The sequence below is a fragment of the Cellulomonas sp. JH27-2 genome, assembly GCF_014837175.1.
GTDB lineage: Bacteria > Actinomycetota > Actinomycetes > Actinomycetales > Cellulomonadaceae > Cellulomonas.
The window spans coordinates 214,801-240,995 of sequence record NZ_JACYFR010000006.1 but is presented as its reverse complement, the minus strand read 5'-3'; the positions used below and the strand labels follow the sequence as shown (position 1 = coordinate 240,995).

General features: G+C 73.9%; 21 protein-coding genes. 5 read left to right on the top strand and 16 right to left on the bottom strand.

Going from position 1 to position 26,195, the window contains the following annotated elements; all coding sequences use genetic code 11:
• Positions 1–118: 118 nt before the first annotated feature.
• From IC607_RS17075 to pheS, 3 genes are all read right to left on the bottom strand, one after another.
• Positions 119–5,248, bottom strand: coding sequence for an ExeM/NucH family extracellular endonuclease (locus tag IC607_RS17075; protein ID WP_191788609.1), 5,130 nt, complete (start codon positions 5,246–5,248; stop codon positions 119–121).
• 263 nt (positions 5,249–5,511) lie between these two features.
• Positions 5,512–8,064, bottom strand: coding sequence for a phenylalanine--tRNA ligase subunit beta (gene pheT, locus IC607_RS17070; protein ID WP_191788608.1), 2,553 nt, complete (start codon positions 8,062–8,064; stop codon positions 5,512–5,514).
• Complete coding sequence (pheS, locus tag IC607_RS17065; protein ID WP_191788607.1) at positions 8,064–9,143, bottom strand: phenylalanine--tRNA ligase subunit alpha; 1,080 nt, start codon at positions 9,141–9,143, stop codon at positions 8,064–8,066. Before pheS ends, pheT begins: the two co-directional genes overlap by 1 nt.
• Positions 9,144–9,569: 426 nt before the next feature.
• Between pheS and IC607_RS17060 the strand changes: the two genes are divergently transcribed.
• Positions 9,570–10,520 (top strand): LLM class flavin-dependent oxidoreductase, encoded by a 951-nt coding sequence (locus IC607_RS17060; RefSeq protein WP_191788606.1) that lies wholly within the window; start codon positions 9,570–9,572, stop codon positions 10,518–10,520.
• A gap of 19 nt (positions 10,521–10,539) precedes the next feature.
• On the opposite strand, the gene thpR is transcribed toward IC607_RS17060, so the two are convergent.
• The 6 genes from thpR to infC form a co-directional block, all read right to left on the bottom strand.
• On the bottom strand, positions 10,540–11,208 hold the full coding sequence (thpR, locus tag IC607_RS17055) for an RNA 2',3'-cyclic phosphodiesterase (RefSeq protein WP_191788605.1): 669 nt from the start codon (positions 11,206–11,208) through the stop codon (positions 10,540–10,542).
• A gap of 64 nt (positions 11,209–11,272) precedes the next feature.
• Complete coding sequence (locus tag IC607_RS17050) at positions 11,273–12,097, bottom strand: TrmH family RNA methyltransferase (RefSeq protein WP_370526355.1); 825 nt, start codon at positions 12,095–12,097, stop codon at positions 11,273–11,275.
• Positions 12,098–12,220: 123 nt separating this feature from the next.
• The gene (locus tag IC607_RS17045; protein ID WP_191788604.1) at positions 12,221–12,889 is read right to left on the bottom strand and encodes a hypothetical protein; all 669 of its coding nucleotides are present in this window, start codon (positions 12,887–12,889) and stop codon (positions 12,221–12,223) included.
• 82 nt (positions 12,890–12,971) lie between these two features.
• On the bottom strand, positions 12,972–13,355 hold the full coding sequence (gene rplT, locus IC607_RS17040; RefSeq protein ID WP_191788603.1) for a 50S ribosomal protein L20: 384 nt from the start codon (positions 13,353–13,355) through the stop codon (positions 12,972–12,974).
• A gap of 59 nt (positions 13,356–13,414) precedes the next feature.
• Positions 13,415–13,609 carry a 50S ribosomal protein L35 gene (gene rpmI, locus IC607_RS17035; RefSeq protein ID WP_191788602.1) on the bottom strand — a complete coding sequence of 65 codons (195 nt, stop codon included), beginning with the start codon at positions 13,607–13,609 and terminating at the stop codon, positions 13,415–13,417.
• Positions 13,610–13,717: 108 nt separating this feature from the next.
• Positions 13,718–14,689, bottom strand: coding sequence for a translation initiation factor IF-3 (gene infC, locus IC607_RS17970; protein ID WP_225225303.1), 972 nt, complete (start codon positions 14,687–14,689; stop codon positions 13,718–13,720).
• Between the two features lie 450 nt (positions 14,690–15,139).
• Here infC and IC607_RS17025 point away from each other — a divergent pair, with 450 nt between their 5' ends.
• Positions 15,140–15,499: a DUF1844 domain-containing protein gene (locus IC607_RS17025; RefSeq protein WP_191788601.1), complete on the top strand. Its 360-nt coding sequence runs from the start codon at positions 15,140–15,142 to the stop codon at positions 15,497–15,499.
• Between the two features lie 16 nt (positions 15,500–15,515).
• Here IC607_RS17025 and IC607_RS17020 read toward each other — a convergent pair whose 3' ends face one another.
• Both IC607_RS17020 and IC607_RS17015 read right to left on the bottom strand, forming a co-directional pair.
• On the bottom strand, positions 15,516–16,772 hold the full coding sequence (locus IC607_RS17020) for an MFS transporter (RefSeq protein WP_191788600.1): 1,257 nt from the start codon (positions 16,770–16,772) through the stop codon (positions 15,516–15,518).
• A 54-nt stretch (positions 16,773–16,826) separates the two neighbouring features.
• Positions 16,827–17,843, bottom strand: coding sequence for a LacI family DNA-binding transcriptional regulator (locus tag IC607_RS17015; protein WP_191788599.1), 1,017 nt, complete (start codon positions 17,841–17,843; stop codon positions 16,827–16,829).
• A gap of 79 nt (positions 17,844–17,922) precedes the next feature.
• Here IC607_RS17015 and IC607_RS17010 point away from each other — a divergent pair, with 79 nt between their 5' ends.
• From IC607_RS17010 to IC607_RS17000, 3 genes are read left to right on the top strand one after another with little or no spacing between them, the layout of a single operon-like run.
• Positions 17,923–18,555, top strand: coding sequence for a hypothetical protein (locus tag IC607_RS17010; RefSeq protein ID WP_225225227.1), 633 nt, complete (start codon positions 17,923–17,925; stop codon positions 18,553–18,555).
• The gene (locus tag IC607_RS17005; RefSeq protein ID WP_191788598.1) at positions 18,552–19,283 is read left to right on the top strand and encodes a serine protease; all 732 of its coding nucleotides are present in this window, start codon (positions 18,552–18,554) and stop codon (positions 19,281–19,283) included. The genes IC607_RS17010 and IC607_RS17005 overlap by 4 nt, the downstream gene beginning before the upstream one ends.
• 38 nt (positions 19,284–19,321) lie before the next feature.
• Positions 19,322–19,753: a spore germination protein GerW family protein gene (locus tag IC607_RS17000; protein WP_191788597.1), complete on the top strand. Its 432-nt coding sequence runs from the start codon at positions 19,322–19,324 to the stop codon at positions 19,751–19,753.
• A gap of 13 nt (positions 19,754–19,766) precedes the next feature.
• Here IC607_RS17000 and IC607_RS16995 read toward each other — a convergent pair whose 3' ends face one another.
• From IC607_RS16995 to IC607_RS16975, 5 genes are read right to left on the bottom strand one after another with little or no spacing between them, the layout of a single operon-like run.
• Positions 19,767–20,495, bottom strand: a complete 729-nt coding sequence (locus tag IC607_RS16995; RefSeq protein WP_191788596.1) for an SseB family protein — start codon at positions 20,493–20,495, stop codon at positions 19,767–19,769.
• A gap of 2 nt (positions 20,496–20,497) precedes the next feature.
• A complete protein-coding gene (gene priA / locus IC607_RS16990; protein ID WP_191788595.1) occupies positions 20,498–21,241 on the bottom strand; it encodes a bifunctional 1-(5-phosphoribosyl)-5-((5-phosphoribosylamino)methylideneamino)imidazole-4-carboxamide isomerase/phosphoribosylanthranilate isomerase PriA in 744 nt (247 codons plus the stop codon).
• Between the two features lie 28 nt (positions 21,242–21,269).
• The gene (hisH, locus tag IC607_RS16985) at positions 21,270–21,920 is read right to left on the bottom strand and encodes an imidazole glycerol phosphate synthase subunit HisH (RefSeq protein WP_191788594.1); all 651 of its coding nucleotides are present in this window, start codon (positions 21,918–21,920) and stop codon (positions 21,270–21,272) included.
• A 34-nt stretch (positions 21,921–21,954) separates the two neighbouring features.
• Positions 21,955–23,163, bottom strand: coding sequence for a DUF6716 putative glycosyltransferase (locus tag IC607_RS16980; RefSeq protein ID WP_191788593.1), 1,209 nt, complete (start codon positions 23,161–23,163; stop codon positions 21,955–21,957).
• The gene (locus IC607_RS16975; RefSeq protein WP_191788592.1) at positions 23,160–26,003 is read right to left on the bottom strand and encodes a glycosyltransferase; all 2,844 of its coding nucleotides are present in this window, start codon (positions 26,001–26,003) and stop codon (positions 23,160–23,162) included. Before IC607_RS16975 ends, IC607_RS16980 begins: the two co-directional genes overlap by 4 nt.
• Positions 26,004–26,195: the final 192 nt, after the last annotated feature.

Here is a 26,195-nt window from a genome sequence, read left to right as displayed (position 1 = left end):
CCGGATCAGGTCCGACGGGTGCGCCCCCCCGTGCGGGTCCACGACCGGCGACCAGCACGTGGACGCACGCGACGGGCCGGCCCTCTGCAGGAGGACCGGCCCGTCGTGGTGTGCCGCGTCAGCCGGCGGTGAGCACGTGGGTCGCCGACGCCTCGGCGTACCCGTCGTCCCCGCTGTAGGTGACCTCGAGCGTGCCCGTCGCGGTCACCTTCGGCAGGACCAGCGTGACCTTCCCGCCGACGAGCGCCGCCTTGGCGACCCGCTTGCCGTCGAGCGTCGCGACGACGGACCCGGTGGGCACCGGAGCACCCGCCACGCCCGTGATCGTCACCCCGACGGTGGGCCGGCTCCCGGCCTTGACCGTCCACGAGTCGACCGACAGGACCACGGCCGGCGTCGCGGCCGTGACCTGCAGCGATGCCTTGCCGGTCGAACCGGTGACGTCGTCGGACCCGCCGTAGACCGCGCTCAGGGTGTGCGCCCCGGCGGCGAGGTACCGCGGAAGCGTCACCCGCGCGGTCGCCGTCGTCCCCGAGGCCGTCAGCGTCGCCGTCGTCAGCACGGTCCTGCCGTCGAGGATCTGCACGGTCCCCGTGGGCGAGGCCGTGGTGCCGACCACCGTGACGGTCGCCCGCACGGCCGTGCCGAACGTCACCGACGCGTCGGACAGCACGAGCGAGGTCGCAGACCGCGACTGCCCGATGCTGACGTCGACGGCCGCGGACGTCGAGGGGGTGTGGTCGGCGGACGTCGGGGTGAAGACCGCCGTCAACGTGTGGTCACCGACGCCGAGCTGGACGGTCGCCTTGGCGGTGCCCTTCTTCACGGCGACCGTCGCCAGCTCCGTGGAGCCGTCGAGGAACGTCACCGACCCGGCGATGTCCGGCGTGACGGTGGCCGTCAGCTTCTGCGACTGACCGACCTTGGTCCCGCCCGTCACCGCGAGCGTGGTCGTGGTCGGCGTGGACGCCGCCTCGACCGCGATCGGGAGCGTGACCGTGGTGCCACTGGGTGCGGCGACGAGCGTGAGCACGTGGTCACCCGCGCTCGTGCCGGCCGGGATCGTCACCGCCACGTCGGCGGCGCCGTTCGTCACCGTGGCCGAGCCGATCGAGGTGCCGTCGAGACGCACGTCGAGTGACGTGTTGCGCGGCGAGCCCAGGCTGGTCAGATCCAGCTTGGACACCGTGAACGTGAGCTCGTCGCCGGCCGTCACCGACTCCGGCAGCGCCGGGACGCCCACCGCGTGCCGGGCGAAGTCCGGCGCCAGGTCCGGATGCGCCTCCAGGTAGGCGATCCAGCCGTCCCGGTCCACCAGGCCCGAGTCCTTGGTGCCCGTCCCGGACGTGAAGACCCGGAAGTTGTCCCCGCCCTGGGCCAGGAACGAGAACGTCCCGATCCGGTAGTCGGCCGCCGGGTCGAGCGGCTTGCCGTCGATCGTCACCGACGTGATGTGGTGCCCCTGCGCCGCGCTCGCGTCGTAGGTGTAGGTGACGTTGTCGGAGAGTCCCAGCTGCAGGTACGGCCGCGACGGGACGGTCCCGTCGGCGTTCGTCTGCCACTGCTGCTCGAGCATCGTGACCACCTGGGCGCCGGTGAGCGTGGTCGTCCAGAGGTTGTTGACGAACGGCAGCACGCTGTTCGCCTCGGCCGTCGTGACGACGCCGTCCGGCGCGTACAGCAGCTCCGCGCGCAGACCGCCCGGGTTCACGACGCCGATCTGGGCACCGCCCAGGCTGTCCGGCGCCAGGGTGTCCCGCAGCGCGTCGGCCACGAGGTTGCCGAGCGTCGACTCGTTGGCCCGGTCGTCGCGCGTGCCGCCGGTGTACTTCCCGTCGACGTACGAGCCGCCCGCGAAGGCCGTCGTGATGTCGGCCGTGACCGACCCGACCGGGACCGAGCCGACGACGTTCGCGTAGGCGAGCGCCGCGTCGACGATCGTCTTGACCTGCGCGACGCGCGGGTAGGCGGCCACCAGGTCGGCGTCGGCCGTCGTCGTGCGCGGCACGTCCACCTGCGAGTGCGCCGTGACCTTCTTGGTCGCCCGGTCGTACGTCAGGACGATCTTCCCGACGAACTCGCCGTACGACCCGGTCTGCAGGACGGGCCTCGTGACACCGTCCTCACCGGGCACCGGCGCCTCCCACGCGTACTGCTTGTGCGTGTGGCCGGTGAAGATCGCCGAGACCTTCGCGGACGTCTTCGTGACGATGTCCGCGAACGCGCCGCCGGCGGCGACCTCCTGCTCGATCGTCGCCCCGTCGGGCGTCCCGGCCCCAGCACCCTCGTGGTACTCGGCCACGAGCACGTCGGCCTCGCCGTTGGACTCGTCGCCGTCCGTGAGCTGGGCCGCGACGCGGTTGACGGCGGCGACCGGGTCGCCGAAGTCGAGGTCCGCGATGCCGCCGGGCGTCACGAGGGTCGGGGTCTCCTGGGTGACCGCACCGATGACGCCGACGCGGACGCCGTCCATGTCGATGACCTTGTACTCGTCCAGCACCGGGTCGGTGGTGCCCTTCGCGTAGACGTTGGCGCCCAGGTAGTCCCAGTCGGCCGCGTCGCTGACGCGCCCGGTGAGGTCAGCGAAGCCCTTGTCGAACTCGTGGTTGCCGACCGCGGAGGCCTGCAGGTCCAGGGCGTTCAGCACGTCGATCGTCGGCTTGTCCTGCGCGACCGACGACGCGAACAGCGACGCGCCGATGTTGTCGCCGGCCGACAGGAACGCGACCGGTCCGGGTGCGGCCGCACGCTGCTGCTCGACCGTCCCCGCGAACTTCACGGTGTTGGCGTCGATGCGCCCGTGGAAGTCGTTGATGTTGAGGAACGTGAGGTCGACCGGGGCGTTCGACGCGCCCTTCTTCAGCCCGACGATCACCGGGTCGTGGTCGGAGGAGCGGTACTCGTCGGGCGCGTAGAACAGCGTGCCGTGGTAGTTGTACCGGCTGTACTCCAGCGCGATCGACTCCTCGGCGTTGATCTCCCAGATGTCGGCACCCGTGGCCCGCTCCTTGGCGGACGCGTTGAGCAGCACGTGGTCGAGCGAGCCCGACAGCCCGCCGAACGAGTACGAGTACTGGTCGGAGGCCAGCGTGGACGCGGCGTCCGCGTAGCCCGCGGCGTACAGCACCTGCAGCGGGTCCTCCTGCGTGTAGGAGTTGAAGTCGCCGACGAGCGCGACGTCCTCGGTGTCGCCCTGGATGGTCGGCACCCAGTCGCGTACGGCCGTCGCCTGCGCGACACGCGACGCGTTGGACGCGCCCTGGCCGTCGCCCGAGTCCGCGTCGCCCGGCAGCGGACCTGCCGAGCCCTTGGACTTGAAGTGGTTGACGACCACGAGCAGCGGGGCTCCCCCGCCGACGGGTGTGAAGGCCTGAGCGATGGGCTCGCGGGCGTTCGCAAACGCCTGGTTCCCCGAGCTCAGCGTGCCGAGCGCGTGCGAGGTGCCGGTCCGCTCGACCGCCGCCTTGCGGTAGATGATCGCGTTGGTGATGACGTCCATCTCGGACACCGGCGGCAGGTCGGCGGACGACGGGACGTACGCCCAGGTGTCCTCGCCCGTCGCGGCGTTCAGTGCGTCGACGAGCGTGCCGAGCGCCTCGTCGGGCACACCGTCGACGACGGCGGAGTTCTCGATCTCGAGCAGGCCGACGACGTCCGCGTCGAGGTCGTTGATCGCGGCGACGATCTTGTCCTGCTGCCGCTTCAGGTCCGCCGGGTCCCACGCACCGCGCGGGTCGCAGCCGCTGTTCACGGTGACGGGGTCACCCGTGCGGTCGTTGTACGACGTGCACCCCGCGGTGTCCGCGCCGAGCGTCGTGAAGTAGTTGAGCACGTTGAACGAGGCGACCGTGACGTCGCCGCCCACGTCGGCCGGCTTCGCGGTGCGGTTGTTCGCGAACGTCGCGGGTGCGCCGCCCGTGGCGACGGGCTGGGTCGGGTTCGCCTTCCAGACGTTGTTGCGGAAGTCGACGATCACGGGGTCGGTGAACGTGACGGCCTCACCCACGCGCACGGGGTGCTCGAGAGAGATGTACGGCGGCGTCAGGGACTGGTTGGCGGCGGACAGGAAGTTGGTGGTCGCGCCGTCGTCGAGCACGATGCCGCGCGCGGCGTTGTCGGCCGCGACCGCGGCTGCCTCGTCCGAGCCGGCCTTCGCGACGTCGGTCGGCTGGATCAGCGGCTTCGTGCCCGACGCCAGGCCGACCTCGCCGTACTGGTTGGTCGAGTAGGTGTTGGAGACGGTGAAGTCGCCCGTCGGCGTCCAGAGCATCGACTCGAGCGCCTCGCGCGCAGCGTCGCTGGTGGGCCAGGCACCGCTGACCGGGGCCGGCGCGGCGGCGTCGGCCAGGTGCGTCACGCCGCCCGCGGCGACCGTGAGCTCCGTCAGGCCGCTGAACTCGCTGACCGCACCCGTGACCTGCACGTGGTCGCCGATCGCGACGTCACCGACTGTGGCCGAGGAGTAGACGAAGAGCGCGTCGGAGGCGCCCGGCGTCGCGTCGTCGGAGCCCCCGGACCCGGCCGTCTGGATGACGTAGCCGTTGATGCCGCCCGTCGGGTAGGTCGCCGTGACGACGCCGTCCGTCGTGACCGTGTCGCCGACCAGCGGCGAGGCGGCACCGGTGCCCTGGATCTCCGCGATCGTCCGGGTGGAGGGCGCGCCGGGGTCCGTCGGGGTCGAGGCGCCGGACTGGGGCGTCGGCGTGCCGGCCGTGAAGTCGGTGGCGTTCTGGTCCGTGTCGGCCAGATTCGCGGCGCGGGCGACGGAGGTGGCGTTGGTCGTCGCGGGCGCGGCCGCTGAGCCTTCGAACGTCGTCGCCGCACCCCAGCCGACGAGGTCGCGGACGGTGCCGCCCGCGTCGACGACGCGCACCTTGCCGCCCGTGCCGGACAGCGCGAGCGTCCCGACGACGTCGGGCGTCGGCAGGTCGGGCAGGTCGAGGTTGGCGCCCTTGGCCTCGGCGACGAGCAGACGACCGCCCGCCGAGACCGAGCCGGTCAGCGGCGTCGAGGCCCAGGTCGCGCCCGTCGTCGACGCGTACTCGACCTTCCAGCCGGACAGGTCGACGCTGCCCCCCGACCGGTTGCCCAGCTCGATGAAGTCCTGGTCGAACGCGCCGCCGGAGTTGCCTCCCCCGCCGTACACCTCGCTCACCACGACGTCCGCCGATGCGGCGGACGCGGTGGTCGGCAGCGCGACCACCAGTCCCGCCGTGGCCAGCGCGAGCGCTGCGGCGCCCCCGGTCATCCTTCTCGTCGCACGGCGCACGGCAGAGCTCTCCTTCGTCGGGGAACAGAGGTGCCCGCTCGAGGCGGGCCGCCGTCCACCCTCCGGGATTGTCCGATTCGTCGCAAGTACTCGCCGGTAACTTCTGCGTGAACTCGCGTCGGCCACACCCGCCGCACAGCGGGTGAACAGCCCGGACATGCGAGACGGGCCGCCGCCGACCCGGTCAGGTCGGCGGCGGCCCGTTCACGTGACGGACGTCACGTCTCAGGATGGGGACGCGATCACGCCCGCAGGGTCGCCCCGAACCGGCGTGCGGCCTCGGCGACGACGGAATCGCGGACGCCCGCCGTCTCTGCGGCGGTGAGCGTACGGTCCGCCGCCCGGAGCCGCAGCGAGAACGCGAGCGAGCGCAGCCCGTCGCCCAGCTGCTCGCCCGTGTAGACGTCGAACAGACGCACGTCCTCCAGGACGTCACCCGCCTCGCTCGCCCCGGCACCCGTGCGGACGGCGTCGAGCACATCCTGCGCCGGGACGGCAGCGTCGACGACGAGCGCGACGTCCTCCTTCGCGACCGGGAACGTCGACACCTCCGTCGCCTGCAGCGGCTCGGTGGGCGCAGCCGCGAGCAGCGCGTCGAGGTCGACCTCGAACGCCGCGGCTCGCGCAGGCAGCCCGTGCGCCGCGACCACGTTGGGATGCAGCTCGCCGGCCCACCCGACGACGACGCCGTCCGTGGTCTCCAGGCGCGCGCAGCGACCCGGGTGCCACGGCGCGTGGTCGGCGTCCGCGACGAGCGTCACCGGCACACCGACGACGCCCGCCACCAGCTCGGCGGCCGCGATGGCGTCGGTATGGTCGGCGCGGCGACCCGCACCCCACCACCCGGCGCCCTCGCGCAGCCCCGTGAAGACACCCGCGACGTGGCGCGGCTGCGGCGGCACCGACGCAACGACGGCCGCGAGGTCCTCGTCGGAGGGACGCACGCCGCCCGGCAGCTGCGGCGCCGCGGCCGCACCGGCCACGGGGAGCGTGACCAGGCCGACCTCGAACACCGCGAGGTCCTGCTCGCCGCGGCTGACGTTGCGGCGGGCCGTGTCCAGCAGCGTGACCAGCAGCGACGTCCGCATGAGCGGCTGCGTCTCCGCGAGCGGGTTGAGCAGGCGGACGGCACGGCGTCGTTCGTCGTCGGCCGGCAGCGCGAGCGCGTCGAGCTGGTCGACGCCGACGAACGGGTAACTCAGCACCTCGACCAGACCGGAGTCCGCGAGCGCCCGGGCGACCGCGCGTCGCCTGCGCTGCGCCTCGGTCAGACCGCGACCGGCCGGGGCGGCCGGCAGGATCGACGGGATCGCGTCGTAGCCGCGCAGGCGCGCGACCTCCTCGACGAGCTCCACGCCGACCGTGAGGTCCGGGCGCCACGTGGGCGGCAGGACGTGCAGGACGTCGCCGTCGCCCGAGACCTCGCAGCCGATCTGGGTCAGCGTCTCGCGCACCTCGTCGGCCGTGTACGGCACGCCGACCAGGCGGGCCGGCAGGTCGGCGGGCAGCTCGATCGTCGCGGGTGCCGTGGTGCGGTCGAGGTCCGTGACGGCCTCGTCGGGCGTGCCGCCGCCGTGCTCGACGAGCAGCGCGACCACACGCGCGACGGCGACGTGCGCGAGCTGCGGGTCGACACCCCGTTCGTACCGCTTGGCCGCCTCGCTCGGCAGCTTGTGCCGGCGAGCCGTCCGCGCGACCGTGATCGGGTCCCAGTGCGCGGCCTCGACCAGCAGGTCGGTGGTCGTCTCGCCCACCTCGCTGTCGCCGCCGCCCATGACGCCCGCCAGGCCGATGATCCGACCACCGCGCTCGCCGGGGCTGTCGGTGACGAGCAGGTCCTGCGGGTCCAGCGTGCGGACCTGGTCGTCGAGCGTGCGCAGCGTCTCGCCCACGCGGGCACGGCGCACGACGATCGGCTCGGCGACCTTGGCCAGGTCATAGGCGTGCAGCGGCTGACCCAGGTCGAGCATCACGTAGTTGGTGACGTCGACGGCCAGGTTGATCGCGCGCATGCCCGCCTGCTGCAGGCGCCGCTGCATCCACGTCGGCGACGGGTCCGTGGCGCGCACGCCCCGGACCACCTGGGCGACGAAGCGGTCGACGCCGGGCACGCCGTGGATCGGCGCCCGGTCGTCGATCTCGACGGCGAACCCGCCACCGGGTGCCGCCGGGGGCAGCGGCAGCGCCGGGTCCGTGAACGTCGCACCGGTCGAGTGCGCGTACTCGCGGGCGACGCCACGCATGGAGAAGCAGTAGCCGCGGTCCGGGGTCACGTTGATCTCGAGGACCTCCTCGCCCAGGCCCAGCAGCTCGCGCGCGTCGGTGCCGACCGGTGCGTCGATGCCGAGCGTGGCCAGCACGATGATGCCGGCGTGGTCCTCGCCGAGCCCCAGCTCGCGGGCCGAGCAGATCATGCCGTCGGACACGTGCCCGTACGTCTTGCGCGACGCGATGGGGAACGGTCCGGGCAGCACGGCACCGGGCAGCGCGACGACGACCCGGTCGCCCACGTCGAAGTTGTGCGCGCCGCAGACGATCCCGCGCGGAGCACCACCGGGCTCGTTGTGCTCGGCGCCCACGTCGACGCGGCACCAGTTGATCGTCTTGCCGTTCTTCTGCGGCTCGGGCGTGCGCTCGACGACCTCACCGACGACCAGCGGCCCGGTCACGGCGGCGGCGTGGATCGCCTCCTCCTCGAGCCCGACACGGACGAGGTCCGCCGCGAGCTGCTCGGCCGTGAGACCGGCGGGCACGGTGACGTGCTCGGCGAGCCACGTCAGGGGGATGCGAGGCATCAGATCACCGCCTGGAACTGGGTGGAGAAGCGCACGTCGCCCTCGACCATGTCGTGCATGTCCGCGATCCCGTGGCGCAGCATGAGCGTGCGCTCGATGCCCATGCCGAACGCGAACCCGGAGTAGACGTCCGGGTCGACGCCGCACGCGCGCAGCACGTTCGGGTTGACCATGCCGCACCCGCCCCACTCGATCCAGCCCGGCCCGCCCTTCTTCTGCGGGAACCACAGGTCCATCTCGGCCGACGGCTCCGTGAAGGGGAAGAAGCTCGGGCGCAGGCGCGTGCGCGCCTCCGGGCCGAAGATGGCGCGCGCGAAGTGGTCGAGCGTGCCCTTGAGGTGCGCCATCGTCAGGCCCTTGTCGACCGCGAGACCCTCGACCTGGTGGAACACCGGCGTGTGGGTCGCGTCGAGCTCGTCGGTGCGGAACACCTTGCCGGGGCACGCGATGTAGACCGGCAGGTCGCGCTCCAGCAGCGTGCGGGCCTGCACGGGACTCGTGTGCGTGCGCAGCACCAGGCCCGCAGCTGTGCCCGAACCAGCGTCTCCGGCCACGTCGTCTGCGACGAAGAACGTGTCCTGCATCTGGCGCGCAGGGTGGTCGACGCCGAAGTTGAGCGCGTCGAAGTTGAACCACTCCGCCTCGAGCTCAGGGCCCTCGGCGATCTCCCAGCCCATCGACACGAAGATGTCGGCGACGCGCTCCTGCAGCGTCTCCAAGGGATGGCGCGAGCCGCGCGGGTGACGCTGGGCGGGCAGCGTGACGTCGAGCGTCTCCTCGACGAGGACGCGCGCGTCGCGCTCCGCCTCGAGCACCTCCTGGCGCGCGGCGAGCGCCTGCTGCACGCGGCCGCGAGCGGCGCCGAGCAGCTTGCCGGCGGTGCCCTTGTCGGCCGGTGCGAGCGCACCGATGCCCCGGTTGGCGAGCGCCAACGGGCTGCGCTCGCCCGTGTGAGCGATTCGAGCGGACTTCAGCTCGTCGAGGTCGCCCGCCGCGGCGACCGCGGCGAGCGCGGCGTCCACGGCGGCGGCGATACCGGCCTCGTCGAGCGGGGACAGGGATGGGGTGTCGTCGGACATCCGGACCTTCCGTGCAGGTGCTGGACGGCTCCGCGCCCGTGCGGCACGGGCGGGGCCGAGGCCGGCGCGCAACGAGCGGCCGACCAGCGGACGAGTCTATCGGCGCCCGTCGTCGTGCCCGGTCCGTGTCCGCCCACGTGTCCGCCTGCCGTGTCCCCACGGCGCGGTGCACACGTGCGCGTCAGCGCGGCCCGACGACGGGCCAGGGAAATCGGCGACCACCTCGACGTTCCGGCACGCCTCGATCCTGCCACGCCCGACGACGTGCCTCGACCTGATTCTCGGCGGCCCCAGCACGGCCCCCCACTCACGCGACGACGCCCGGAGGTCGCCCTCGCGCCGTCGACGCGGGAAGGTAGGGCATGGGCGGTCGTACCGCCCGTCGCGACGACGGCGTCGCGTCCCCTGCAACGAGGAGCGTGTGCCATGAGTGGCCCCGGCGTCGGAGTGGTCCTGCCCCGAGACCTGCGCGCGGAGCAGGTGCTGCCGTACGCGCGCCGGGCCGACGAGCTCGGGTTCGACGAGCTGTGGGTGGTCGAGGACCTCGGCTTCCGCGGCGGGATCGCCCAGGCCGCCGCCGTCCTGGCCAGCACGACGCGGCTGCGCGTGGGGATCGGGATCCTGCCCGCCGGTGCACGCAACGTCGCGTTCGCCGCGATGGAGCTGGGCTCGCTGGCGGAGCTGTTCCCCGGGCGGCTGGACGTGGGCGTGGGGCACGGCATGCCTGCCTGGATGGCCTCGGTCGGTGCGTGGCCGGGCAGCCCCGTGACGCTGCTCAGCGAGTACACCGCCGCCCTGCACGCCCTGCTGCACGGCCACGACGTCAGCGGCGACGGGCGCTACGTCCGCCTCGACGACGTCGCGCTCGAGCAGCCCCCGACGCACGTGCCCGACATCCTGCTGGGAGTCCGGGGGCCGCGGTCGCTCGCCGTGGCCGGTGCCGAGGCCGACGGGACGATCCTGGCCGAGCCCGTCACGCCGCAGTACGCCCGCGTCGCGCTCGGCCACGTCGCCGCGACGCGCCCCCACCGGCTCGTCGCGTACAACCTCACGGTCGTCGACGACGACGAGGACGCTGCGGTCGCCGCGGCCCGGCCGGCGCTCGAGTGGGTCGGCGAGGCGGACACGGCCCCCCACCTGGCCGCGCTGCCGTTCGCCGAGGAGCTCGCCGCCCTACGGTCCCAGTGCGCGACCCGCGCCGAGTTCACCGAGCGGATGCCCGCGGCCTGGGTGCGCAGCCTCGCCCTGGTGGGCAGCCCGACGACGATCCGCGCGCGACTCGACGAGCTGACCGCGGCGGGAGTGACGAGCTCCGTCCTGCTCCCCGTCGGCGACGACCCCACGGCCGCGCTCGAGGACCTGGCCCGGGTCCTGTGAACCCGCGGGCGGCGCAGGATCAGCCGGCCTCGTCGGGCATGCCAGGATCGTCTGCCCGCAGCGGGACCTGCTCGACGACCGTGTAGAGCGGTCCTCCCCCGCGTCCCTCGCCGGGTCGTGACTCGACCAGCGCGACGCTGTCGACCGTCCACGACGGCCCGTCGTACACCGACATCGCCCGCACGAACGCGGCCGCCGGTTCCTCCTGCGGCACGTTCCCGCGGCGTCCGGCCGGGGCGGTGGAGGCGGGCGACGAACGACGCCGCGGCGGCCCGCTGCCCGGCCGCACCCGGGCGACCGTGAGGTGTGGGCGGTCGCGCGCGCGCTCGTCGCGCCACGCACCCGCCTCGTCGCCCGCGCGTGCGCACGCGGCGCTCAACCGACGCTGCTCGTCGACCTGGCCACCCACGCCCACCCACAGCGTGCGGTGCGAGAACAGGCCCGCCCCGTGCAGCGCGAGGTCGTACGGTGCCAGGCCCCCGACCTCGTCCGTCAACGCGGCGACGAGCGCAGGCACGGAACCGTCGGGCAGCTCGCCGTAGAACGCCGCGGTCAGGTGCCACGTCTCACGCGCGGACCAGCGGAACGTCGCGGAACGCCCCGACGGGCCGCCGCGCATGCCGGCGAGCGCGAGGTCCAGGTGGTCGAGCACGTCGTCGGGCGGCCACACGGCGGCGAAGAGCCTCATGCCGCCACCCTGTCACCTGCCGCCGACATCCACCGCCGCGCGTGAAAGGCGAGCATCGCCGGTGTCACCGGTGCGCGCGGCTGCTCGCGTAGAGGCACACGGTCGCGGCGGTGGCGAGGTTCAGCGACTCGGCCCGCCCGCGCAGGGGAACGCGAACGACGGCGTCCGCCAGCGCGCGGTCCTCGTCGCGCAGACCCCACGCCTCGTTGCCGAACACCCATGCCGTCGGACGCGCCAGATCAGGCACGCCGTCGGGCGCGCCGCCGACCACGTCGAGCAGGTCGTCCAGGTCGTGCTCACCGGAGCCGTCGGCGGCCAGGATCGTCAAGCCCGCTGCGCGCAGCGCGTCGACGCCGCCGGCCAGGTCGACCCCCGTCGCGACGGGGAGGTGGAACAGCGAGCCGGCGGTGGACCGGACCACCTTCGGGTTGTGGATGTCGACGCTCTCGCCGGTCAGGACCGCGGCGTCGGCCCCGGCGGCGTCGGCCGCGCGGATCACGGTGCCCGCGTTGCCGGGGTCGCGCACGTGGGCGAGCACGGCGACGAGCCGAGGCGGTGTCGCCAGGACCGCGGCCAGCGGCGTGGCCAGGAGGTCGGCGACGGCCACGACCTCCTGCGCGTCGGCGCTCATCGCCGCGAGCACCTCCGGCGAGGCCAGGTGGACCCGGACCCCCCGCTCGTCGGCGGCGGCCACGATCTCGGGGTACCGCGCCGCGCTCGCCTCCGACAGGTACGCGTCGTGCACGACGAGGTCCGCGCTCACCGCCTCGCGCACCGATTGCGGCCCCTCGACGAGGAACCGTCCGGCCCGCTGACGCGCCGACCGACCGGCCAACGCCCGGACCGCCTTGACCCGATCGGCCCGCGGATTGACCAGCAGCTCGCTCACGCCCCCATCATCCCTGCTCCCGACCGCACCGGCCGCGCCCGACCTCGAGCCGAGCCGCGCACCCGAGGCGAGAACCGCGGTCGGGCTCGACGTCGGCGCGTCGCTGTCGTCGAGCCGTGCGGATCACGGGGCCAGGATCCCTCGACCCTGGGCCGACGCGGGTACCACGTCGGCGACGTCCGACCAGAACCGCACCCGAGGGAGCCGCCGCCGCACGCGTGACGCATCGACGGACGACGTGGCCGCGTCGACGACGCTCCTCAGGTCGCCGAGCTCGATCACCTCGGTGCGGTAGACGCCGAGCACGGGGGCGTGCGGGCTGCGGGCACCGGCGGGCAGGTACTGGCGCCCGTAGAACGGGACGAGGACAGGGACCCGTGCGAGCTCGGCTCGCGCGACGGCCTCCCGGGCGTCGTCGTCGGGGCGCGGACCCCAGCGTGCCGGCCAGAAGTCGTGCTCCAGGACGTCGGCCACGACGCCGTCGACCGGCGCAGCCACGGCGACCGCGACCGCGGTCAACGACCGGGCACGCCAGTTCGGCCACATCGGACCGATCGGCACGCCGATCGCGAGGAACGCGCGGTGCACCGTCGCGAACCGGAACCCGAACCGGCGCTCGACGCGCTCACGCTCCTGCACGCTGAGCCCGCGGGCGACCCGCTCGCCCGCGTAGCCCAGCATCGTGTGAGCCTCCTCCGCGACGTCCCACGCCGTCGTGGGGATGTCCTCGGCCGCGGGCCACGGATTCGCTCCCCTCCCGGCCGCCGCGCGCCGCCCGGCACCACCCGTCATGAGCGGAACGTACACCGCAAGCGGACGACGAAGCCCCCGGCACCCTTGCGGGTTCCGGGGGCTTCGATCGGGTGCTGGTGCGTCACGCAGCCTTGGGGGCGTTGACGTCGGCCGGCAGAGCCTTCTTCGCGACCTCGACGAGCGCGTTGAACGTCGCGACGTCGGAGACGGCCAGGTCGGCGAGGACGCGACGGTCCACCTCGACACCGGCGGCCTTGAGGCCCTGGATCAGGCGGTTGTACGTCAGACCCTGCGCACGCGAGGCCGCGTTGATGCGCTGGATCCACAGACGGCGGAAGTCGCCCTTGCGCGCCTTGCGGTCGCGGTAGGCGTAGACGAGGGAGTGGGTGACCTGCTCCTTCGCCTTGCGGTACAGGCGCGAACGCTGTCCACGGTAACCGGCGGCGCGCTCGAGGGTTGCCCGGCGCTTCTTCTGGGCGTTGACCGCCCGCTTCACGCGTGCCACGTGATGCTCCTTGCTGGTCTAGGGCTCAGGTGCCCCGGGGGCGCAGTGCGCCCGCCGGATCACTTACCGAGCAGCTTCTTGATCTTGGGGGCGTCGGCAGCGGAGACGACGACGTCGCCCGCGATGCGGCGCGTCTGGCGGCTCGACTTGTGCTCCAGCAGGTGGCGACCGCCGGCCTGCTCGCGCATGACCTTGCCGGTCCCGGTGACCCGGAAGCGCTTCTTGGCACCGGAGTGCGTCTTGTTCTTCGGCATGGCTGCCGTGTCTCCTTGTCGTTCGCATCGCACGGGTTCGTGCGACTCGTTCGTGGTGCGGGCCGGTCGAAGGGGATCGACCCGTCCGTCGTGCTGTTCTCGTGCAGGTCAGGCGGTGGGCTCCGAAGGGGTGCTGCGCGGCTTCGGGGCCGGGCGCGGAGCGGGCTTGGAGGCCGAGGTGGCCGCCGTGCGCGCTGCCGCAGGCTTGGGGGCTGCCGGCCGGGGAGCGGCCGGACGGGGTGCTGCGGGCCGCGGCGCGGGGGCCGGGCTCGCAGCGGCGGGGCTCGCGGCCGGCTTGGCAGCGGCCGGCTTGGCGGGGGCCTTCGGAGCCGCGGCCTTCGGAGCCGCGGCCTTCGGAGCGGCGGCCTTCGGGGCCTCCTCGACGGGGGCGGGCTCCGGTGCCGACTCCTCGACGACCTCGTCGGCCGACGGCTCGACGGCGGTGGGCTCCGCGACGATCTCCGGGGCAGCCTGCTCGACGGGGGCGTCCGTGGCGACGGGCGCCTCCTCGGCCTCCGTCTCCTCGGCGGCCTGCGCCTTGGCGGCGGCCTTCGCGGCGTTCTCCTCGCGGGCCGCAGCAGCCTGGGCAGCACGGCGCTGCTCGAGCTTCTGGTCGGCCTTCTTCTTCGTCGGGCCCAGCACCATGACCATGTTGCGGCCGTCCTGCTTGGGCATGGACTCGATGAAGCCGAGCTCGGTCACGTCGTCGGCGAGCCGCTGCAGCAGCCGCACGCCCATCTCCGGGCGCGACTGCTCGCGGCCACGGAACATGATCATGACCTTGACCTTGTCGCCGGCCTTGAGGAACCGCTCGACGTGACCCTTCTTGGTCCCGTAGTCGTGCGGGTCGATCTTCAGCCGGAAACGGATCTCCTTGAGGATCGTGTTCGTCTGGTTCCGTCGTGCCTCGCGCGCCTTCATGTCGGCTTCGTACTTGTACTTGCCGTAGTCCATGATCTTGCACACGGGCGGACGGGCGTCAGGGGCGACCTCGACCAGGTCGAGATCTGCGTCCTGGGCCAGGCGCAGTGCGTCTTCCACGCGGACGATGCCGACCTGCTCGCCGTTGGGGCCGACCAGGCGGACCTCGGCTACGCGGATCCGATCGTTGATGCGGGGCTCGCTGATGTGGTGCTCCTCGTAATCGTCTCGGGTGACATCGCAGACGAAGAAGGCCTCCGTCGTGCGGTGGCACGAGCGGAGGCCCAGGTGTCCGAGCGAGCCACCCCGCGAGGGCTGGTCACGCGCTGCTCGTCGGGGCGCGGACCTCGACGAGCCGGACTGGAACCCGGTCCCCGTCGACGTCCCGGCCGTTGCCGTGACGATCAGTCGGAACCCAGGTGGGAGGGATCTCCGCTTGTGCATCCGGTCGCCCGAAACCGCGTGTCCGAAGACACGCAGGAACGCTCGACCAGATCAGTCGTCGACCAGGCTACCAGAGGAGCGCTCCGGGATCACACCCGCGGTCGTGTCGCCTGCCTCACGCCGACGGCCCGCGGCGGCCGGGGGCCGCAGTGCGAGAATCGTGCCATGAGCGAGACGCCCGACCCCACGTCCGACGCAACCCGCGACATCGCCGACGTCGCCGCCGTGGAGGTCATCACCACCGCCGCCGTGCACCTCATGAGCGCCGCCGCCGTCAAGTGCGGCCTCGCGACCGACGGCCCGGACGGCGACGGCAGCGAGTACCTCGACCTCGACGAGGCCCGCAAGCTCATCACCGCGCTGGCCGCCCTGGTCACCGCGAGCGCACCCGACATCGGCAACCAGCACGCCCGTTCCCTGCGCGACGGGCTGCGGTCGCTCCAGCTCGCGTTCCGTGAGGCGTCGGCGTTCCCCGACGCTCCCGGCGACGGCCCCGGCGAGAAGTTCACCGGCTCCGTCGTCTGAGGACGCGTCGCCCGAGTCAGGCGACCGGGAGGTCCGTGCGGTGCTCCCCCGGCGGGACGACGTGCTCCGCTGCGGGCGCAGCCGTGATCGCTCCGCCCCGTCGACGGGTCCGCCCGACGCGCAGGACCACGAGGCCTGCCACGGCGATGCCGCCACCGACGACACCCGCGGCGAGGAACCCCGCACCCGGGTGCGAGGCGTCGATCACCGCGCCGACGACGGGCGCGCCCAGCGCGTTGCCGACCGTCGACATCGTCCCGCTCCAGCCCATGACCTCGCCGCGCCGACGCTCGTCGACCAGGGAGACCAGGGTCGCGTTGATCGCCGAGAGCGCGGGCGCGCACGGCAGACCGGCCAGGACCACCGCGAGCGCGAGCCACAGCGGGGCGGGCGCGAACGCGGCCGGGATCGTCGCCAGGCCGAGGATCGCGACGAGCAGCAGGGGCGGCAGTCCGCGCTTGCGACCGCCGTAGACCAGGCCGCCGACGACGGAACCGCCGGCCCACAGCGCGATCATCCAGCCCACGTCGCCCGTGCGGTCCACCTCGTTCAGCGCGGCGACGAGCGAGACGTCGGTGCCGATCAGGACGAAGCTGGCGGCGAGCGCAGCGAGCAGGACGACGGCCAGGTCGGGGCTCAGGATGCGCCCGCGCGTCGACTCCGGCGCAGGGGCGGTGGCCTGCTGGGGCACGGCCGAGCGGGTGGGCGGGTTCGCCCACATGAGCAGCAGACCCGACAGCACGGTGATCGACCCGACCACGGTCAGCGCGGTCGTCGTCGACGTCTGCGTCGCGAGCAGGACACCCAGCACGGGCGCCAGCATGAACGTGAGCTCGACGCACACGGAGTCGAGCGCGAACGCCGAGCGCTGCAGCGGGAACGGGACGAGCACCGACAACGACTGCCGGGTCACCGAGAACACGGGCACCAGGAACAGCCCCGCCAGGAAGGCGACGCCGATCAGGGCCTCGTACCCGAGGTGCGGCGCGGTGAGCCAGACGGCGGACTCGACGACGACCGACGGCGCGACGGCGCGGCGCAGGCCCACCCGGTCGACGAGGCGTCCGCGCCACGGTGCGCCGATCGCGGCGCCCACGGTCACGGCGCCCGCCACGACGCCGGCCTGCGCGTAGCCACGGTCCAGCGACGTCACGACGTGCAGCGTGAGCACCACCCCGACCATCGACGCCGGGATGCGCGCCACGAACCCCACCAGGTACAGCCGAGCGACGCCGGGCAGGCGCAGCACGGGTCCGTAGGTGGTGGAGAGCATCCGACCATTCTCCGACGGGCCCGGTCGTGCTCTCGACGTGATTTTCGACTCGGTCTACCGTGCGGGCGGCGGCGCCGTGCTCTGCCGGACGACGAGGGTCGAGCGCGGCGACTCGGACGTCGTCGCCTCGCCATCGGTCAACAGGTCGAGCAGCACGCGTCCGGCGTCCCGCCCGTAGCCCACCGTGTCGCGCGAGAGGGCCGTCAAGGTGGGCATCGTGAGCTGGCACATCGCCGAGTCGTCGCCCGCGAGGACCGAGACGTCCTGCGGGACGCGCAGGCGCAGGCGCCGGATCTCGTCGAGCGCGGCGACCGCCATCGCGTCGTTGTCGTACAGGATCGCCGTGGGCGGGTCCGCGAGCGCCAGGAGACGCCTGGTCGCGAGCGCACCCGACTCCGGCGAGTAGTCCGCGTCGGCGACCGTCAGCCGCACGCCCAGGTCGTCCGCGGCACGCCGCACGGCCTGCGACCGGATCGTGGTGTGCGCGAGCTCGCTGATGCCCGTCACGCGGCCGACGTGGCGGTGGCCGAGCCCGACGAGGTACCCGACCGCCTCGGCGTGGGACGTCGCGTCGTCGGACCAGATCGCGGGGAACGCGCCGGCCGCGCTCGGGTCGCAGACGGCGACGGCGGGCAGCGCCAGCTCGGTCAGCGCATCGAGGCGCACGTCGTCCGGCCACAGGTCCATCACCACGACCCCGTCGACGCGCCCTTCGGCCCGCCACGTCCGGTAGGTCTCCACGGCGGCGTCGTGGTCCGCGACGAGCTGCAGGAGCACACCGATCTGGCGGTCCGCGAGCTCACCCTGCAGGCCCGACAGGAACTGCATGAAGAAGTGCTCCAGGCCGAGGTCCTCGGGGCGTCGCGCGCTCGCGATGCCCACCACGCGCACGGTCGTCGACGACAGCGACCGGGCCGCGACGTTGGGCCGCCAGTGCAGGTCGCGTGCCGCGGCCAGCACGCGTTCCCGCGTCGCGTCGGACACGCCCGGTCGTCCGTTGAGCGCGTAGGAGGCGGCTGCGACCGAGACACCGGCGGCGCGCGCGACGTCCGTGATGGTGGATCGCTTCACCGGTTGCCCCCTCGTCGTCGACGCCGGTCACCCTACCGATCCCCCGTCCCCGCGCGGGCGGGCCACCTATTCTGGCCCGATGGCCACCGACGTCGGCAGCGCCCCGCCAGACCCGCCGGACGAAGGCGGCCCGCAGCCGCCTAGCCCCGAGGCGTCGGCGAGCCCGGGCACCACTCGCCCACGTCGGCGCTGGCCGGTGTCCGCGCGCGTGACCGCGACCCTCCTGGGCGTCGCCCTGGTCGCCTCTCTCGCCGCGGGCGCACTGGTGACCGCCCGGCTCCTCGACACGAACCAGCGGTGGCAGGACTCGTCGGCGCAGTGGGAGGCGCTTGCTCGCACGCACGGCGCACAGGCCGCGAAGGCGACCGGCGAGGCGGACCAGCTCCAGGCCGACCTCGACGAGACGAAGCGCCAGCTCGCGACCGCCAAGAAGCGCATCACCGCGCTCGCGCACGAGAAAGCGGCGCTCGGCGACAAGGCGGCCACGAGCCAGGAGACCGACGACTACGAGTCCCGCGTCTCCCAGGCGGCCGGCACCGTCGCGAGCGCGCTCGGCCGGTGCGTCGACGGCGAGCGACAGCTCGTGGCGTACGCCCAGGATCCCGACCGGTACGACGCCGACGACGTCGCGCGCTACCGGGACGACGTGGAGAAGCTGTGCGACGCGGCGACCGACGCGAACGACGCACTGCAGAAGGCGCTCGACCCATGAGGGCGCGACCCGTGCGGGTGCGGGCGGGAGCGGCGCTCGTCGTCGGCGCCGCGTGCCTGGGGGCGTGCTCGGCGCTGCCCGGACCGCCGGCGCCTGTGCCGTCGTCGGTCCTCGCACCCGTCGCGGCCCCGACGACCCCGGCGGACCTGTCCCCCGACGGGTTCGACGACGCGCACCGAGCCACCGTCCGCCTGCTGTCGATCCGGTGCGGCGAGCTCGCCACCGGCTCGGGCTTCGCGATCGACGCGCACACGCTCGTGACGGCGCGCCACGTGGTCGGCGACGCGCGCGAGGTGCGGGTCAGCACGTACGACGGCCACGACCTGACGTCGTCGGGCTCCGCGACGGCACCCGACGCCGACCTCGCGATCGTCCGCACCGACGCGCCCCTGCCGGCCTCGTTGCCGCTCGCGGACGCGGACCCGCAGGTCGGGGACGCGGTGCACGTCGTCGGCTACCCGAAGGGGGACGCGCTCACGGTCACGTCCGGGCACGTCACGGGCGAGCGCAAGGACCCGCTCGACGTCAACGCCGAACCCGTCCTGGTCGCCGACGCGACCGTCGAGCCGGGCTCGTCGGGGTCTCCCGTCCTCGACGACGACGACGCCGTGGTGGGTGTCGTCTACGCAAAAGGGACGAACGACACGACGTTCTTCGTGCCTGTGAGCACTTTGCGGGCCATGCTGGACGACGAGGACTCGCTGGTCCCCACCACCGCGTGCGGCTAGGCCGCCGCGGTGGGCCGCCGAACCACCCGGAGGACACGATGACCGAGACGCCGCGCTTCGACCCCGCCCACCTGACCAACGCCGCGAGCGACAGCGCGACCGTGCGCCGCGTCTTCGGTGAGGCCTACGAGGCCCACGGTTCCACCGTCATCCCGGTCGCGCGCGCCTGGGCCGCCACCGGCCTCGGCCTGGGTGACGGCGAGGGCGACCTGCCCACCTACAAGGCACGCCTGGAGGACGGAGGCGTCGGTGGTGGCCACGGCGGCGGGCACGGCGGTGGCGGCGGGTACGGCGTGCACGTCAAGGCCGTCGGCGTCGTCGTGATCAACGACAAGGGCGTGCGGTGGCACCCGACCGTCGACGTCAACCGCGTCATCCTGGGCGGCCAGGCCGCCGCAGCGACCGCCGCTACCGCCCTGGCCGTGGCGTGGGCGATCCGCGGGATCGCGTCGGCGTTCAGCCGGTCGTAGGGCCGGCCAGGGCTCAGGCGGCGCGCAACCGGAGCTCGAGACCGTCGACGCGTGCGGCAATCGTGCCGTCGGCCGCGAGCGCGCCGTTCACGCCGGCCAGGACGGCGTCGAGGCGTACGCGGTCGAGCCCCGCGACGAGCGTGAGCACGATGGCGACCTCGGCGCGCGCGCCGGGCAGCGCGTCGACCCCGACGATCTCGGGAAAGGACCGCACCGCCGCGACAACTGCCGCGCGCACGTCGTCGTCCACGCGATCCCCGACGACGGCCGGGCGCCACGCGTGGCCCTGCGCGAGCGCCCACACGGCCGGGCGCGGGACGAGCGCGGTCACGGGACCACCCGCGTCGACGACCATCACCTCCCACCCCTCCTGCACGGCCGACAGCGCCGCGCGCTCCACGTCGGTCGGCACCGGGCGCGCCTGCGACCGCCAGCGGGCCAGGGCGTCCGTGCTGGTGAAGACGGGCAGGGCGGTGCGGCCGTCGGGCGCCTGCAGCGCGACGATCCCCGCGGACGCCTCCTTGTCGACCGTGTGCTCGTGCCCGCCGTGCACGACGGTCCCGGCGACCTCGAGCTCGGCGAGGACCGGCACCAGCACGCGCGTTCCGGCGAGCGCGGCGACGACGTCGGCGAGCGTGCCGGTGCCCGCGCCGTACCCCGCGAGCGCGGCGGCGACGCGCGGGTCGGCGGTCCCGTCGTCGCCGGCGAACGGGGACGTGGGAGGGAGCTCGCGACCGGCCACGGTCAGGGCCGTCCGGCAACGTCCAGGGCCTGCGGCAACGTGAACGCACCCGCATAGAGCGCCTTGCCGACGATCGACCCCTCGACGCCCAGCGGCACGAGCTCACGCAGGGCGCGCAGGTCGTCGAGGCTCGAGATGCCGCCCGACGCGACCACGGGGGCGTCCGTGCGTGCGCACACCTCGCGCAGCAGCTCGACGTTGGGGCCGCGCAGCGTGCCGTCCTTGGTCACGTCGGTGACCACGTAGCGGGCGCAGCCTGCCTCCTCCAGGCGAGCGAGCACGTCCCACAGGTCCCCGCCCTCCTGCGTCCACCCACGGGCGGCGAGCGTGGTGCCGCGAACGTCGAGGCCGACGGCCACCTGCTCGCGGTGGGCGGCGATCACGCGCGCGGTCCACTCGGGGTTCTCCAGCGCCGCCGTGCCGAGGTTGACGCGCGTGGCGCCCATCGCGAGCGCACGCTCGAGCGACTCGTCGTCGCGGATGCCGCCGGAGAGCTCGATCTTGACGCCCTTGCCGGCCAGCTCGGTGGTGACCTCCGCGAGCAGCGCCGCGTTCGAACCGCGCCCGAAGGCCGCGTCCAGGTCGACCAGGTGGATCCACTCCGCACCGCCGTCGTACCAGTCCAGGGCGGCGGACAGCGGGTCGCCGTAGCTCGTCTCCGAGCCGGCCTCGCCCTGCACCAGGCGGACGGCCTGGCCGTCGGCGACGTCGACGGCGGGCAGGAGCTCGAGGCGTGCATTCGTCATGCGGTGGTCTCCAGGAGGTGTGGGCGGGTCAGCGCAGGGACGCGACCCAGTTGGTCAGCAGCTGGGCACCGGCGTCGCCGGACTTCTCGGGGTGGAACTGGGTGGCGGCCAGCGGACCGTTCTCGACGGCGGCGACGAAGCGGCCACCGTGGTCGGACCACGTCACGAGCGGCCGGTTGATCGGCGAGTCCGTCGGGATGTCGTCGGTCAGCGGGAACGAGCGCGCCGCATAGGAGTGCACGAAGTAGAACCGCTCGTCGGCGATGCCGGCGAACAGCACGGAGTCGTCCGGCGCGTCCACGGTCGCCCAACCCATGTGCGGGACGACGGGCGCCTGGAGCCGGTCCACCACGCCGGGCCACTCCCCCAGGCCGTCGGCGCGCTCACCGTGCTCGACACCCTCCGCGAACATGACCTGCATACCCACGCAGATGCCGAGCACCGGACGACCACCCGCCAACCGACGGTCGACGACCTGGTGCCCGTCGACTCCCCGCAGCCCGGCCATCACCGCCGCGAACGCCCCGACTCCCGGGACGACCAGGCCGTCCGCCTCGCTCGCGGCCCGCTTGTCGGCCGTCAGCTCCACGTGCGCCCCGACGCGTTCGAGGGCGCGGACCGCGGACCGGACGTTGCCGAAGCCGTAGTCGAGGACGACGACGCGCGCGGGGGTGCTCACGCGGCCAGGTTACCGGCGCCCGCCGACCGACCGGTCACGAGCCCGCCCCCCGAGACACCTCCCCGGTACGTCCGAGTCTTCGGTCGCCGTGACGACCGAAGACTCGGACGCTCGGGAAGGGGCGGGGCAGCGGGAGGGCCGTGCGGGCGTAGCGGCGGGCCTGCGCCCGACGACCCCCGACGGGCGGCCCCGGCCGCACCGGCCCGCTCACGTCGACCTCGGCAAGGACGGCGGCGAGCTCGTCGGGCTCCACGTGGAAGTAGTTGTCGGCGAGCCATGCCCGGTCCGGGTGGAAGAACCGCGCCTGCTCCACGTCCCGCAACGTTCCCACCAGGCCGCTGCCCTCGTACACACCCGTGAGGTTCGCGTCACCGACGCCGAAGTCGCTCAGCACGAGCGCGCGCAGGCCGTGACCGAGCGCCTCCAGGAGCGCGGTCGAGCTCACGCTCACGAGCGCCGTCCCCGCAGCCAGCTGGTCCGCGAGCGGACCGGTCACCAGGCGGACCGGCGCGTCGGAGCCGAGCTCGTCCCACAGGATGTCGAACGGGTAGGCCTCGTCGTGCGTCTGCGCCTGGCCGGGGCGCGCCCGCAGCTTCACGACGACCTCGACGTCCGGCCGTGCGCGGGCGAGCGCAGCCAACGCCTGCAGCACCGCCCGGCGCTGCTCGGGCGTCTCCGGGAACTTCGCCTGCGGCGCGAAGACGACGCGGCGCACCGGTGCGTCGTCGAAGGCCGCGTGCTCGCCCGCGCTCCCGCGCAGGAACGGCAGCCGGTTCACGGCGAACGCCGGCCGCACACCGGTGTCGGTCGCCATGTCCTCGAAGGCCAGGCGCTCACGGTGGGAGTGCACGACGAACACGTCGGCTCCGGCCCGGAACCGCAGGGCCCGGGGCGTCGCCGGGATCGACATGCCCGGCAACCCGGTCACGACGACGGGACGGTACGGGAGGGTCGCCACGAGGCGGATCACCAGCTCCGCCGCGGGCCCGGTGCTCGCGACGAGGATCACGTCCGGCCGCGTGCGCCGCAGCCGGGCAGCCAGCCCCAGCAACGAGTGGTCGTCGAGGACGCTGCCCGCCCACCGGGTGCCCGCGAGCGCGGACGTCGTCTGGGCGTCGTCGGGGCGCACGCGCGTGCGCAGCACGACGAGGTGCGGGCGCACGTCGGGCAGCGAGTCCAGGGTCGCGGCGGCCCACTTCACGTACGAGTCGGAGTCGGCGACAGCCAGGACCGAACGCGTCACGGCGCCAGCGCCCGCTCGTCGTCGTGCACGCGGTCTGCGTCCGATGGCCCTGCCTCGACGGGTGCATCCAGCGGCGTCAGGACCTGCGCGGCCAGGTCCATCATCCAGCCGTGCTCGGCGTTGGCGTGCGCGCGCAGCAGGTCCATGGACCGGTCGTCGAACCGGCGCACGGGCAGTCCCGTGAGCTCGTCCAGGTAGAACAGGCACGACGACGTGGCACCCACCGCGAACGCCGGCAGCGCGCCCGGCACGAGCAGCACCTCGACGGGCAGCAGCGGCTCGTCCTGCCACACCTCGACGCGCGGGTCGTCGGCCCACCGCTCCCCCCACGTCAGCGCGCTGGCGCGCGGGTGCGGGCGGATCACCACCCGGTGCCCGGCGGCCAGCAGCGCCTCGATGACCTGGTCGTTCGCGGCCCGTTCCGCGGCCAGGACCTCCTGGCGGGGGCGCAGGTGGTCGCAGAAGTTCTGGGCCACCAGCAGCACCTCGTCGGGCGCGAACCGCCGCCCCACAGCACCCAGCACGGACGCGAACCGGGCGTAGTCGATGCGGTACCCGCCCACCCGCACGGGTGGGAACACGACGCGCGGGACGGGCGCGTCGTACTGCTGCGGGACGGGCACGTGACGCAGCATGAGGTCGACCGACGTCAGGGCACCGATGTGCCGCGCCACCGCGCAGTCGCCGGACCCGACGCGGTCCACCACGCCCGAGTCGTGCAGCCTGATGGACTTCGGCACGTAGGAGCCGAGCCCGTCCTCGTAGACGTGGACCGGTGTGGAGCCGGCGACCTCGTAGAGGTACTTCTGCGCCCTGGCGGACACGTACCCGGCGACGACCAGCGCGCGCGGCTGGGGGCCCCAGACCTCGGCCAACGCGCTCCCGAACCGCTCGATCGCGACGGTCGACGGCTTGTCGGCGTACACCTGGCCGTACGCCGCGGTGATGTCCGCGACGGTGTCGAACCGGCCCGTCCGCCGGCACAGCTCGACGAGCCGTTCGGCGAACCCGGCGGCGCCGTTCGTGGAGTGCACGAGCGCGACCAGCCGCGCCTGCGGGTAGGTCGTGGCGAGGCGGGCGTCGAACAGGCTCAGGCCCGCCATGAGCTGCATGGGGCTGTTGAGCACGAGCACCACGGCGGCCTCGACCGGCATCGGGGGCAGCGCAGCGGCCGCGGGCGTCACCGGCGCCGCGGGTCGGGACGCCAGCCGGCGCCGGGCACGCCCGACCCACCGACGTGCACGACGCGACAGCGGCGTGCGACCGCCAGAGCCGGCCGCGCCCACCCGGCGCGCCTCGGCGACCTCCAGCTCGGCGGCCGCCTTCGCCAGGGTCCGCGCCCGGGCCTGCCGTCGACCCGCCGCACGGACGTGCTCGGCGTACGCCACCTCGTGCTGCGGGCGCCCGACGACCTGGCGCACGTCCTGCGCCGACATCAGACCGCCGTCCGCGGGCCCGCACACGACCAGGCCCGCGGCCGCGTCCACCTCGGCAACCCCCAGGCCGAGCCGGGCCAGCGGCGCCAGCTCGTCGAGCGCGGCCAGCAGGCCCTCCGGCGGGAGCGTCAGCTCGATGCGGTCGGGAGCACCGCGCTCGGCGAGCTCGGCGCGCCAGGCGCGCCCGTCGGCCGGGACGACCGGCTCCGTGGGCGTGCCGGGCTGCCCCGACGTCAGGCCCGCGGCCTGTGCCATCTCGGCCAGCAGCGCGTCGAACCGCTGCTGGAAGCGTGCGTTGGAGTACTCGCCCCAGTACCGGGCGGTGCTGCCGGCCGCGATCCGGGCCGCCCACCCGCTGTCGTCGGCCAGCCGCTCGAGCGCCGCCGCGATCGCATCTGCGTCGCCGACGGGAACCGTGGCCTCGTAGCCCGCACCCAGGAGCTCGTCGACGCCCCCCACGGCCGTCGCGACGATCGGGGTGCCCAGCTGCATGGCCTCGAGCAGCACCAGCGGCATCGCCTCGGAGTGGGACGCCAGCACGAGCGCGTCGACCGCGGCCACGTACTCCAGCGCGCGCCGCTTGTTCACTTCGCCGACCACATGGACGACGCTCTCGAGCCCGTGCTCGACCACGCACGCCTGCAGCGTGTCGCCGTAGTCCCGCTCTCGCGGGCGTCCGACGACGTGCAGGTGGACCACCAGGTCCGGACGTGCACGCCGCAGCCGGCGGACCGCCTCGACCACGTCGAGCTGCGCCTTGCGGCGCTGGACCGTGCCGAGGACGACGACGTGGAACGCATCGGGTGCGAGGCCCAGGCGGGCGGCGACCTCGGCGCGCCCCAGGCCCGCGAGCGCGTCCGAGATGTACTGCTCCTCGGCGCACGTGTTGGGCAGGACGTGCAGCGGGACGTCGTCGAACCCGCCCTCGGCGACCCACAGGTCGCGGCTGCGCTCGGAGACGAAGACGAGCCGGTCCTGCGCGGCCATGAGCGTGTCCCGCACGTGGGTGCGGTTCCAGACGTCGGTGCCGTAGAAGTCGAAGGCGTCCGGCTCGTCGTGCATGATCGCGACCTTGTGGGCCGCGCGGTGCTCGGGCAGGTACGCCCCCCGCAGGTGCCCGACGAACGAGCCGAGGCCGTTGACGACGTGCAGCAGCGGGTCCCGGCGGCGGTACTCCGCGACGTTCGACGTGTAGGTCAGCCCGTCGCCCGGGTATCGGGCCGGGACGCCGTTGCCGAGCACGAGGGTCGAGTACGCCGAACGGGACAGACCCTCGAGGTAGACGCGGTCGGTGAACGCGATCCCGGTGTCGAGCTTGCCGAGGTAGGACGTCAGGTACGCGATGTCGTACGTGTCGTCGACGACCGGTCCGTCCAGGGTCAGGGGCGGGTTGAGCAGCGTCATCAGTCCTTCGTCCACGTCCGGGGCGCCCGGGTGCGCACGCCCTCGACGTCGAGGGTGCCGCGTCGCGGACGTCGGTCGCGACGCCCTGCGCAGGCGGGCGGCCAATGTTCACCTGGCGTTCGGCCACCTGTCGGACTCGACATCCGAGCGCCCCCTGCCGGTCACCTGCCCCTCCTAGGGTCCGGTCATCGG

Bases quoted from the DNA above. Each gene is read 5' to 3' on its own strand.
- IC607_RS17075 (WP_191788609.1), bottom strand. From the start codon at position 5,248: ATGACCGGGGGCGCCGCAGCGCTCGCGCTGGCCACGGCGGGACTGGTG.
- pheT (WP_191788608.1), bottom strand. From the start codon at position 8,064: ATGCCTCGCATCCCCCTGACGTGGCTCGCCGAGCACGTCACCGTGCCC.
- pheS (WP_191788607.1), bottom strand. From the start codon at position 9,143: ATGTCCGACGACACCCCATCCCTGTCCCCGCTCGACGAGGCCGGTATC.
- IC607_RS17060 (WP_191788606.1), top strand. From the start codon at position 9,570: ATGAGTGGCCCCGGCGTCGGAGTGGTCCTGCCCCGAGACCTGCGCGCG.
- thpR (WP_191788605.1), bottom strand. From the start codon at position 11,208: ATGAGGCTCTTCGCCGCCGTGTGGCCGCCCGACGACGTGCTCGACCAC.
- IC607_RS17045 (WP_191788604.1), bottom strand. From the start codon at position 12,889: ATGACGGGTGGTGCCGGGCGGCGCGCGGCGGCCGGGAGGGGAGCGAAT.
- rpmI (WP_191788602.1), bottom strand. From the start codon at position 13,609: ATGCCGAAGAACAAGACGCACTCCGGTGCCAAGAAGCGCTTCCGGGTC.
- IC607_RS17025 (WP_191788601.1), top strand. From the start codon at position 15,140: ATGAGCGAGACGCCCGACCCCACGTCCGACGCAACCCGCGACATCGCC.
- IC607_RS17020 (WP_191788600.1), bottom strand. From the start codon at position 16,772: ATGCTCTCCACCACCTACGGACCCGTGCTGCGCCTGCCCGGCGTCGCT.
- IC607_RS17010 (WP_225225227.1), top strand. From the start codon at position 17,923: ATGGCCACCGACGTCGGCAGCGCCCCGCCAGACCCGCCGGACGAAGGC.
- IC607_RS17005 (WP_191788598.1), top strand. From the start codon at position 18,552: ATGAGGGCGCGACCCGTGCGGGTGCGGGCGGGAGCGGCGCTCGTCGTC.
- IC607_RS17000 (WP_191788597.1), top strand. From the start codon at position 19,322: ATGACCGAGACGCCGCGCTTCGACCCCGCCCACCTGACCAACGCCGCG.
- priA (WP_191788595.1), bottom strand. From the start codon at position 21,241: ATGACGAATGCACGCCTCGAGCTCCTGCCCGCCGTCGACGTCGCCGAC.
- IC607_RS16975 (WP_191788592.1), bottom strand. From the start codon at position 26,003: ATGACGCTGCTCAACCCGCCCCTGACCCTGGACGGACCGGTCGTCGAC.